This is a genomic window from Photobacterium sp. S4TG1 (assembly GCF_036040035.1).
GTDB lineage: Bacteria > Pseudomonadota > Gammaproteobacteria > Enterobacterales > Vibrionaceae > Photobacterium.
The window spans coordinates 1-11,458 of record NZ_JAYXUH010000004.1 but is presented as its reverse complement, the minus strand read 5'-3'; the positions used below and the strand labels follow the sequence as shown (position 1 = coordinate 11,458).

Here is an 11,458-nt window from a genome sequence, read left to right as displayed (position 1 = left end):
CGCACAGACAGCGATACGTCTACAACCGGAGAAGTTAACCTATGACGATTGAAATTACAGGTAATGAAACACTCGATGAACTAGAAGCAATATTGGATAGTCTTGATGATGCCGAAGTGGTTGACGAACCATTGCTAGTAGCACCAGAGCCCGTTGTTGCCGAAGTAGCATCAACTGAAACAGCAGTACCACCATTAGAAGGCGATACGAACGTAGCTCCGCCAACTACGGATGATGTGATTGTTGATCAGAGTAAAGAACAACCCGAGAAGAAAGTCATTGTCGCCAAAGATGGTGAACACACTATCCCATACGATGTGTTGGAAGCTGAGCGTCGAGAGTCCGAACGTTTGCGTCAACAGATTGCCGACATGAAGCAGAAGCAGCCAGAGTATGAACAGCAAAGTCGTTTACTTGAATTGCGCGATAAGCAATTACAGAAGTTGGGTGTTGATCTTGATGACTTACCTGAAAATTTAACCGTCAACGATAAGCAAATCGATGATTTACGCGAGAACTATCCTGAGCTAGCCCCGTTCATTACAAGCCTGATGGCAAAGATTGATGCGGTCACTGCTAATACAGCCCCTGTTACTGATGTATCAACCAGTAACCCTGTATTAGATGATATTAAATCCAATACTGACTTGAATGGTTGGATGGATGAGAAAGGTGATAAATGGGCTCTTGCGCTCGATATTGATGATCGTTTATTAGCCGATCCAACGTGGTCAGAAAAGCCACAGCGTGAACGTTTTGAAGAGGTAGTTCGTCGAACGAAAGCTGCGTTTGGAGAAACATTATCGATGCCTGAATCAGTGCCAGTAATTGAACCTGTCATTGAACCAGTCGTTGATACACAAGTTCGTGAGGTGGCAGAACAAAAAGAGAAAGCCGCAGCGGAATCTTTACCCGAGAGTCCGTCACTTGTAGGCGCATCCAATCAACATCAGGGAACGGTATTGCAACAAGCAGTTAATATGAATAATGCTGATTTGCAAAACTTGATGTCGACAATGACACCTGATCAAATTGATGCGCTCTTAGATCAAGCTGATTATTAATTATCAGTTTATGACATACCTAAACCCGCCTTAATGCGGGTTTTTCTGTTTCTAGGAGTTGCTATGACAACTATAACGCCTGCGCAGGCGAAACATTTACAAGAAGTTGCGCTGTTTACTGCAGCTAACCGAAATCGCAGCTTTGTGAATATGCTGACGGAAGAAGCACCGAAGCAAGCCATGGGCGACAAGAAAGGTAATACACAAACATCGGCCCATGCACCGATTGTACGTATCTCAGATTTAACTAAACAGGCGGGTGAATCTGTTGATATGCAGATCATTCATAAACTTTCCAAACGCCCAACAATGGGAGATAAGAAGTTAGAAGGTCGTGGTGAGAACCTTGAGTTTTCAAGCTTTGAATTAAAAATCAATCAAGGCCGTCATATGGTTGATGCTGGTGGCAAAATGAGCCAGCAACGAACAACGCATCAGATTCGTAAAGCAGGGCGTACTTTGCTTGGTCCTTATTTTAATGACTTGCAAGATCAAGCCGCTACTATTCATTTAGCTGGTGCGCGTGGCGATTACTTTGATGATGACATTATCGTGCCGCTTGAAGGTCACAATGAATACAGTGATATTTTAGTTAACGATATTTTGCCACCCACCTATGACCGTCATTTCTTTGGTGGGGACGCAACATCATTTGAAGGTCTTGATTCTGCAGATATTTTCAATATGGATGCTGTGGATAGTCTCAGTCTTTATCTCGAAGAAATGGCACATCCCTTACAGCCAATTCGTTTTGGTGCCGATGAATTAGCCGGCGATGAGCCTTTCTATTTACTCGAAGTAACGCCTCGCCAGTGGGCAACATGGCAAAAAACATCGAGCTATAAGGATTGGCAACAGTTAACTGCATCAGCACTTAATCGTAGTCGTAATTTCCGTCATCCTGTTTTTGCAGGTGAATGTGCAATGCGCGGCAATATCTTAGTACGTAAATACAAAGGGATGCCAATTCGTTTCAACCAGGGGTCTGCTGTGAAAGTATCAAATAATGATAATGGAGCAACAGTTAAACAAGTTGAAGCCAGAACCACTATTGATCGTGCCATCCTTTTAGGTGGTCAGGCATTGGCTAATGCATGGGGTTCAACCTCAAGCGGTAACCAATTTAAATACACAGAGAAAAAGGTGGACCACGATAACGGTACGGAAATTTCTATCGCATGGATGAATGGTCTTAAAAAGATCCGCTTTGCTGACAAGAACGGGCGTATTAATGACCATGGCGTTATCGCACTCGATACAGCTGTCACGCTGTAATTCATTCACCACAAGAGAGATTTGTTATGGCTAAAGTTATCGCACAAACCATGCGAGATACAGTGTATGCAGGTGCTGCCGGTAATCTGAGTATTGCCTTTGGTAAGATTGATGTAAAAGCGGCGGCTGTTGATACTGAAATTGAAACGCTTGAATTACCGATTGGCTTAGAGATCGTTGGTGTTCGAGTGGCAACTGAAGCAGGTTTAGGTACTGGTGTAACTGTGGATATTAAATTGAACGCCAAAGTGATTGCATCTGCGGTAAACGTCGCGGCTCAAAGTTCTGTTGTTATTCCTATTCAGCCTTTTTATTTGGTAGAGAAAACGGTGCTTACAGTCGTTGTTAAAGGTGCTGTTGCGACGGGCTCTATATCTGTTATGCCAGAGTATGTATCCGTTGGTTTTTAATTATTAATTAAACGATAAATCAAACGACATAGAGCGCTCATTATGGGCGCTTTTTTTATGGGGATAACCATGTCAAAGATTAGCATTGCCTATATTGGCGATAAACCATTTAAGAAAGACACGATCACCGGTTCTTTATTAATATTCCCTCAAAGTAAGCCTGTAGAGGTAGAAGCTGATATTGCTTACATGCTGCTGCAATATCCAAAAGTATGGGTACGAGAAGAACAAGTTGAATTGATTCAGACTGAGCTAAAGATAGAAGCAGATGATAAAGCGCAACAAGAACGTGAGCATCAGGCTCAGCTAGCAGCAGAAGCTTATGCTAATAGCATGGTGGTTGAACTGGCTGGGCAATCTATTGATTTATCAAAGATGACGTCAGTCAAATTGGCTACGCTGATTGAAGCGCATGATCTTGCTGTTGATGCAAAAGAGGCACAAGAGTCTGTTGATGATTTCCGTTTGCGTGTTCGTAACGCTATTCGAGGATAAGCCAATGGTACCAGTATCTGATTTTGTATCTACATTACGTTTGTTAGTTGATGTGCCTGTCCCTGGTTTGATGGAAATGGCGATTATTAAAGCTGCGCAACAGTTTTGTCGTGATAGCAAAGTATTGGTTAGAACGCGTCAATTTGATGATGTGTTTGAATATCAGTCAGTATCAGTGATTAGCCCTCAGGTTGGTACTAAAGGAAAAGTGCAATTAAAAGGTGCTGGTATTGTTAATGTCACAAGTAAAGGTGAGGCCTTAACGTCGGGATATGATTTTGATGTCGTTAGTCGAGATGATATTACTTTTAAGGCTGACTTTAGTGATGTGGTGATCACTGCAATGGCTGAGCCTATTATCAATGCAGATCAGCTACCAGAGGTGTTATTTCATGATTATGTCGACGGTATCTGTGCTGGTGCTGCGAATCTTCTGCAATTACAGCCAACAACATCTTGGTTTAATCCTGATTTAGCGCAATACAATTATCGAGAGTTTATTTCCGCCATCCGTCAAGCTTACCGCTATGCAATAGAGCATACACCAGCCCTTGAACTTAGTAATTCAGCTTGTCGCCGGGAGTTCTTCTAATGATTTCAGTCGATATATTATTAACACAAGCGGCGATAGCATTGGTTGATCCATTGTTTGTGCGTTGGCAAAAACCAGAATTACTTTATTACCTTAATGAAGCCTTGAATGCGGTGATCACTTATAAGCCAAATGCTGTTGTTGCACGTGTCAATATTGAAGCAAAAGGTAATCCCGTTGCGTTGCCTGATGATGCACATATGTTGTTATCCGTTGAACAAATTGGCGCAGTACGAGGACAGTTCACGCCAATGGAAACGTTAAATCGTTTTTATCCAGACTGGCGAACAAGCCAAGGTGAGCCAAAATGTTGGACTAAAGCTGCTGATGAACTGACATGGTTTTGGTTATATCCAACACCTGATAAAGCAACGGTTATTGATGTTCAATATAGTCAGTTGTTAACAGCAACTGAAGGTGGTGAGCTTCGTATGGCAATTACCTATAGTGGTATGTTGCTTGATTTCATCTTGTATCGTGCCTTTAGTAAGGATGCTGAAAATGCCAGTGAAGCGCAGAAAGCTGCTACACACTACCAAGTATTTAATGCAGCACTAACAGGAAAGGTCACAACGGATAGGGTGAAGCAGCAAGCATTAAAACAAGCAGTGATGGAGTAGCCCATGATTGTCTTTGGTATTCTTCGTGATTTAGCAAATAGACCTATCGCGAATGGGTTATTACAAATAGTAGCAACCAGTACGACGAACTCAGTATTCATTGGCTCTAGTGTATACATGAAAGCGAATAGTCGAGGATATTATCAGTTTGAATTATTACCAGGCACATACTCGTTATATGTACAGCCAAGTAAACAAAGCGACGTTGAATATTTAGGTGAAACCGTTGTTACTGATGAAATGCCTGATGGTTCATTAAATAGCCTTGTGGATATTACGGTACCAATATTACCTAAATTGGTACAACAAACGATAGATGCAGCAAATCAAGCTGCATTATCTGCAAGTAATATTGAAAGAAACATTGAACGCACTAATGTACTTGTCATACAAACAAGCAATAAAGCGAATGAAGTTAAAGATAATCTTCAGCAAATGAATGTATTAGTACAGACGGCCACTGATAATGTAGAGCGAATCAAAGAATCTTTGAATCATTCACAACAAATAAAGGATGATACATTAGGGTTATATAATGCTACCAATTTCAGTAAACAAGCGTCAAGACAGTATCAATTAGCGGCAAAGGAGAGCGAAGATAACGCTTTAGAAAGCGCCCAACAAGCCGCTCTAGAAGTTGAACAAGCGAAAGCTGTTATACGTATTGATATTGTTAATGCAGCAAAAAGCCAAGCGAATAGATCTTTCCAAGAAGCAGAACGAGCACAATCATCCGCTCAGTTATCACAAACAGCTAAAGAGTCAGCTCAACAATCTGTAAATAATGCATTAGCGATAAAACAGCAAGTATCAGAACGTATTGCTGATGTTGAGTTGTTACAACAACACGTTCAAGAACAAGTTGATATATCTGCTCGTCAAATTGAGTTGGCGCAGCATAGTGTGGTAATGGTTAGTGAAAATGTGGTAGTAACAACTGAAAAAGCGAATATAGCAACACAGCAAGCCGGTATTGCAGAGCAACAAGCAGTGAATGCATTGGAAAGCGCAAATAATGCAGAGGTCAGTGCACATTTAGCTCAAGTAAGTGCAGATGTAGCAACAGGAAAATCGGATGTCTCAATAGAAAAAGCAATCAGTGTATCATTAGGACTCTCCCAAACATTAACCGCAAAAGAAGCTGCAGTTGAAGCCGCTAGACGTGCAGAGCTTGCCGCGGCTAGCTTATCAGGAGCGATGTTAGAACAGGGTGGGATTGATTTATCTAGTGGTGTTACACCTGAGCCTTTAGTTGATATTAATGGGGCTAAAAGAGCATGCTTTTGGAAAGTGACCGTTGCTGGAACGGTGAATGGTATAGAGTACGGCGTTGACGATTCGTTAGTCTATTCAGCTAGTATGGATACCTATTATAAAATTGATAATACTGAAAGTGTGACCTCGATTAATGGTCAGCGTGGTGTGGTGGTGCTAAGTAAGAACGATGTAGGCTTAGAACATGTCCCCAATATAGCGCATACCGTTGAAGCTAATCTAAATAGTGTGCCTGTACGTGATAATCATGGTGATATTCAAGCTCGTTTATTTTCGTCTAGTTTTAGCAATCAGTCAGAATTTTCAGGAGCATTAGCATTTCGTATCGATAATGTTTCTGATAGTTATATTCGGTTTTGTTCAAATCAAGGCGCTATTAGACAGTGGCTAGATATCTATTCTAAATACCAAAGTGATCAAGCTTTTTTAGCTAAAGATGCTCAAGCTGCAGATTCAAAATTACTTAATGGAAATAGTGATTATTACTCTCCAAGGAATAAACCTACTGCCAACGATATTGGTGCCGTAGGGATTTCTAGTAATGGAAATATAGAGTTGGTTGGAGGAGCAGTTATTGCTAATGATGGTAATATTTACAGCTCATTATGGGGTAATGATTGGTTAACTAATCGAGCTTTAATTGGCAAACTAAATAATGTAAATAGTCGATTAGATATGTTTACTTCTATTGAACCTGATTACTTGGAATTTTATATAGATGGTGGGGCAAAAGGCATACATTATTTTAATTCTGATGCTAGATTAAAAAAGAATATCAAACGTATAACTAATTGTACTCGACGTTCTCTTTCAAAGATTAAGGATATTGAATTTGTACAATATGACTGGGATAAAAGTAAATCTGGTTGGGATGGGCATGTAAATATGGGAGTTACTTCTCAGCAATTATTAACAATTGATTCTGAGTTTGTAAATATAATGAGTGATGGTTTTCTTATGCCAAATATAAATTCATTATTAGTTCATGCATTGAAAGCAATTAATGAATTATCTGAAAAATGTGAAGAAATGGAAAAATCAATTTCTACAAATATGAGTTGTAAATAATGAATATGGATTGTGTGATTTATTAATAGATAATTCGAGCATCATTATGTTAATTAATATTTTTGTGATGAAAGGTGAAATACCGCGATTAAAACCTCACTTATTACCTAATGAAGCGGCAGTTATTGCTAAAGATTGTTGTTTTGAAAATGGCATTATTCGCCCACTATGTAATGACGCAGTGGTGGCTTCTTTACCACTATCTGCAAAAACAATATTTAAATATACCGACGAACACTGGTTTCTATGGAATAAGCCCATTGAAGCTATTCATAACCCAATGGCACAAGATGAATGGCAGCGTGTGTACTTTACGGGAGAAAATAAACCTAAAGTGACAGCTCAAGATATAGCGATTGGTGTCGTTAGTCCGGCTGCTAGCTATGACTTAGGTGTGCCAGCACCAAGCTCTGCACCTGTAATCAACCGGATAGATAGTTCAACTGGCAGTGAGCCTGAAGAAGGACAGGTTGATATTTTTGATGATGAAACCCGATTCTATATTCAAACATTTGTGACACGTTTTGGTGAAGAAGGTGCACCATCAAAACCAAGTACAGAGCTATTAATAGAAAAGCCGGGCTCCACTATTTATGTCGGGTTATCTCGCCTTACTGTTAATACGCACAATATTACCCATACTCGCTTATATCGGACAGTGACGAGTAGTGTCAGTGCCGAATACATGCTTGTTGCTGAACTCCCGATTGCACAAACTGAATATATTGATAGTACTGCAACGCTTAATGCACCTATTTTAGAAACGTGGCAGTACGATGTTCCTGATGAAAATATGCGTGGCCTTTGCGTTATGGCCAATGGAATCTGTGCCGGCTTTGCAGGTAATGAAGTGATGTTCTCAGAAGCTTTCTTACCTTATGCATGGCCTAAACAATATCGAGGGACAACAGAGCATCAAATAGTGGGTATTGCAGCTATCGGTACGAGCTTAGTCGTCGTGACTAAAGGGTATCCCTATATCTTTAGTGGTGTTACACCAAGTGCGATTAATGGCACTAAAATAGGTAGTGAACAAGCCTGCGTCAGTAATGAATCAATAGCCGTTATTAATGGTGTGGTTATTTATGCCTCTCCTGATGGTCTTGTTGCGATAGGCTCTGATGGTGCAATAACGATTACAGATCAATTGATGACACGGAGACAGTGGCAAACAAAGCAGCCTCACACAATAAAAGCATGGGCTTCAGAAGGTATGTACATTGCTTTGTATAGTAGTGGTGGGTTTATCTTTGATCCTGTATCTCAAGATTTTCGTGAGCTATCCAATCGATGGGATTGTGCTTATGAGGATTTAGAACGAGATCAATTAGTGATAGTCCAAGACAGTGAAATGCGTCTTTGGCAAGGGGGTGATAACTACTTGTCAGGGCTGTGGCGGAGTAAAGTTTTCCAATTACCAGTAGATTCATTAATGTCATGTGCGCGAGTGGTATCAACGGAGGTTCACCAATTGTCTTTGAAGATTTTTGGTGATGGTAAGTTGGTCTATTCTTTAAGCGAAGGTGAGATACCTCATAACGGTTTTAGATTACCTGCTATTCGCGCAACAACGTGGCAAATTGAAGTCAGTGGTCGTGCAGAAGTTGAACGCTTGATGGTGGCGAGTTCTATGCAGGAGCTAATGTAATGGTTTCCTCAAAATCTGGTTTTCGTGGTGGTCGTGATAATGCGGCAATACAAGAAAATATGGAGTTATTAACAGGGCAACGAGGGAGTGGATTAGATCGTGCCATCACAATGCGAGAGCTTGCTAGCTTAGGATTAATTAACATTACTAGAAATAGTAATGGAGCCATTATTCCTAAACCTATACCACCTCTAAAGCCAGATATTAATCTGCCTGTTGATATTCCTCATTCACCGGTTAGTTTTGCTGCTTTAGGCGGGTTTGGTGCCATTATGTTGGAATGGGAAATTCCAACCTTTAATGGTTTTTCTTACGCTGAATTGTGGCGAGCAATACCTAATGCTGATGGTTCAGCTCCCTCAATAGAACAAGCTGTACTTATTGCAACAACGCCTGCAACTGTATTTGGTGATGTTGTTGATCCTGGTTCTACATTTTATTATTGGTGTCGGTTCGTTAATATCAATGATATTGCTGGGCCATACAATAATGTTGATGGGCTCAAAGTTAGTACAAATAGTAATATATCAGACATTATCAATGATATTGGCGAGCAGATGAAAGCATCTGATTTGATTAAAACATTGAATGAAAAGGGTACGGAAGCATACCAAAAATTATGGGCTCAAAAAGTTCAAGCAGGCGATATCACAGCAGGAATTGGCATTATTGCAAAAGAAGACGGCACTTCTCAAGTGGCTATTTCTGCTTCCCAATTTTTTGTCTTTGACCCACAAAAGGCGAATAGCCATATCCAGCCACTTTTTGCGATTGATAACGGCAATGTCATTATTCCTAAAGCATTTATTGAAAAAGCAACGATTCAAATATTAAACGCACAAACGATTATCGCTGATAGTGTTAAGGCTGGTATTGAGATCAGTTCCCCTCAAATTAATGGCGGATATATTACTGGTGGATGGGCAGGCTTTGGTCCTGGTGGTTCGTATGATGGTTATCATACATACATAACCGCGAATGGTGTTATTTATACCGATAATCTCATTGCGAGTAATGGCATATTTAACGGTACCGTCAATGCAAATGCGGGTACGTTCAATAACGTCTTGATTAATAGTAACTGTACTGTTCTTGGTACAATCTATGCGAATAGGATTGTAGGTGATACTTATGGGCTTGCCTTAGTCAATTCAAATTCCGTTATTGGCTCGAATCGAGGTACTTGGCAGGTAGCAACATTACATGTTGAGCCTGAACCACTTGAAAAATGGCTGCAAGTATCAAACCTGACGGGAACTATGGAAGGTAATGTTGGTGAATTTCGTTGGTATGTCGAATGGCATAAAGATAGTCATTCTGGGCCAGTGGTCTATCGCAAGGAGGATAAGGTGTATGCTCATGGTACAGGAACATCACGCGCTACGGTGTCTGGTAACTGTCGTTTCAGAGTTCCTGCAAACACAAATGCTCGTTATTATTGCATCATGTACACAAGCGAATACGTAAATTGGAATTTTGAAACAAGAGAGGTTGAATATACTTCTTATGTAGAAAGTCGTTATCTGACAGCGTAAAAGTATGTATTTTAATTAGTCCCCTGAAATATCTTGATACTAATTTACAGACCAAAAAATAAGGTGTTATGAACATAGCTAAACAAAACTGGCAACAGTATCGGGATAAATTACTTCCCATTATCCAAACCACTGAAAAGCGGAATTCGCATTTGTTTAGTGACGAAATCGACAAAGCCCTATCTTCTGGTAGGGCTTTTTTATTTGTGGGTGAGGATGGTTTTTTTGTATTGCAGCCGTTGTCTGAAAATAGCGTAATGACAGTGAATGTGATGTTTGCCTTTAACTGGGGTGGCAATGCTATTGAACGTTATCAAAATATGATTGAGCAGTTGTCTCGTGAAATAGGCGCAACAGAATTAGAGTTATATACCGTTGTGGAAAGCTTGGTTCCTTTGCTTGAACAGCAAGATTGGCAATTAACCAATGGCGATAGAGTTATGCATTTTACCAAACCATTATAAGGAGTTGATATGGGCGGAGGAGGCAAAAATAAAGTAGAAGAAACAACAGCACAAAAATCAGCAGCAGAAGTTGCTAATCGACAATGGGATATTTATAAAAACGATTTAAAAGGCTTTGAAGATACTTTTATTCAACGTGTTGATAATTATAACTCGTCATCGAATATGACTAAAACAAAACAAGATACGGGGTTGGCCTATGCTAAAAGTTTCAGTGATTCTCGTAGTGCAGCTAATAAGCAATTAACTGCTTCAGGTATTGATCCAAGCAGTAGTAAATATCAACGAACGATGGCTGATATATCTTCAGAACAAGCGATAGAGCAAGCTGATACGATCAATCGAGCTCAAACTGCTGAACAAGATAAGTATATGGCTGGTCTACAGGATGTTACTGCTATTGGCATGGGACAAAAATCTGACTCATTAGCGGGTATGGGAGATGTTGCAACAGCGAGTATGCGTAAAGCATCTTCTGATGCTCAAAATGCTTTCAATCGCAGATCTGCGAATAATCAATTAATGGGTACGGTTACTGGGGTTGGAGTCTCTGCAGGTTTGCGAGAAGTCGGCAGCATGTCATCAGGTTCCAGTATGGACGGTATCTCGTCGATGAAATCGAGATCTACTTATGATCATGAAACGAATCCATTTGGCACCATGCTTTCTTAAGGAGTAAATGATGGGGATTGCCGCAGACACTTATGCAAACTTAACCCGCCAGATGTATGACGATTGGGAGCAACGTTTTTATCCTAAACAAAAAGAGTTATTGGAAAAAGCATCAACAGGTCAATTAGCATCAGAACAATTGTCACGAGTTGATAGCAATATGCAAAGTTCTTTACGTGCCGCAACTCAATCGAATATTAATAATATGGCCAGATTTGGTGTTGCCGCAGAGCCAGATGTTAATACGGAAGCAAGGCAAGCATTGGGCATTGCGGGAGCTAAAAATGCTATTCGCAACCATGCAGAAGAACGGTCAATGTCAATTCTATCTGGAGCAAAC

At 40.4% G+C, this 11,458-nt stretch carries 12 protein-coding genes; all 12 read left to right on the top strand.

Annotated elements, in window-relative coordinates; genetic code table 11:
• Window positions 1–41 precede the first annotated feature (41 nt).
• On the top strand, window positions 42–1,064 hold the full coding sequence (locus VXS03_RS06940; protein ID WP_327762823.1) for a hypothetical protein: 1,023 nt from the start codon (window positions 42–44) through the stop codon (window positions 1,062–1,064).
• A 63-nt stretch (window positions 1,065–1,127) separates the two neighbouring features.
• Window positions 1,128–2,339: a phage capsid family protein gene (locus VXS03_RS06935; RefSeq protein ID WP_327762822.1), complete on the top strand. Its 1,212-nt coding sequence runs from the start codon at window positions 1,128–1,130 to the stop codon at window positions 2,337–2,339.
• Between the two features lie 26 nt (window positions 2,340–2,365).
• A complete protein-coding gene (locus VXS03_RS06930; protein ID WP_327762821.1) occupies window positions 2,366–2,749 on the top strand; it encodes a hypothetical protein in 384 nt (127 codons plus the stop codon).
• A 69-nt stretch (window positions 2,750–2,818) separates the two neighbouring features.
• On the top strand, window positions 2,819–3,244 hold the full coding sequence (locus VXS03_RS06925; RefSeq protein WP_327762819.1) for a hypothetical protein: 426 nt from the start codon (window positions 2,819–2,821) through the stop codon (window positions 3,242–3,244).
• A gap of 4 nt (window positions 3,245–3,248) precedes the next feature.
• The gene (locus VXS03_RS06920; RefSeq protein ID WP_327762818.1) at window positions 3,249–3,836 is read left to right on the top strand and encodes a hypothetical protein; all 588 of its coding nucleotides are present in this window, start codon (window positions 3,249–3,251) and stop codon (window positions 3,834–3,836) included.
• Complete coding sequence (locus VXS03_RS06915) at window positions 3,836–4,456, top strand: phage adaptor protein (RefSeq protein ID WP_327762817.1); 621 nt, start codon at window positions 3,836–3,838, stop codon at window positions 4,454–4,456. Before VXS03_RS06920 ends, VXS03_RS06915 begins: the two co-directional genes overlap by 1 nt.
• A gap of 3 nt (window positions 4,457–4,459) precedes the next feature.
• Complete coding sequence (locus tag VXS03_RS06910) at window positions 4,460–6,799, top strand: tail fiber domain-containing protein (RefSeq protein WP_327762816.1); 2,340 nt, start codon at window positions 4,460–4,462, stop codon at window positions 6,797–6,799.
• 46 nt (window positions 6,800–6,845) lie between these two features.
• Complete coding sequence (locus VXS03_RS06905) at window positions 6,846–8,447, top strand: hypothetical protein (RefSeq protein ID WP_327762815.1); 1,602 nt, start codon at window positions 6,846–6,848, stop codon at window positions 8,445–8,447.
• Window positions 8,447–9,982 (top strand): phage tail tip fiber protein, encoded by a 1,536-nt coding sequence (locus VXS03_RS06900; protein WP_327762814.1) that lies wholly within the window; start codon window positions 8,447–8,449, stop codon window positions 9,980–9,982. The genes VXS03_RS06905 and VXS03_RS06900 overlap by 1 nt, the downstream gene beginning before the upstream one ends.
• A gap of 68 nt (window positions 9,983–10,050) precedes the next feature.
• The gene (locus VXS03_RS06895; RefSeq protein WP_107198269.1) at window positions 10,051–10,446 is read left to right on the top strand and encodes a hypothetical protein; all 396 of its coding nucleotides are present in this window, start codon (window positions 10,051–10,053) and stop codon (window positions 10,444–10,446) included.
• Window positions 10,447–10,455: 9 nt separating this feature from the next.
• Entirely contained in the window at window positions 10,456–11,118 is a 663-nt protein-coding gene (locus tag VXS03_RS06890; RefSeq protein ID WP_327762812.1) for a hypothetical protein, read from the top strand.
• A gap of 7 nt (window positions 11,119–11,125) precedes the next feature.
• A partial coding sequence (locus VXS03_RS06885) for a hypothetical protein (RefSeq protein WP_327762811.1) occupies window positions 11,126–11,458 on the top strand: 333 nt, incomplete at its 3' end.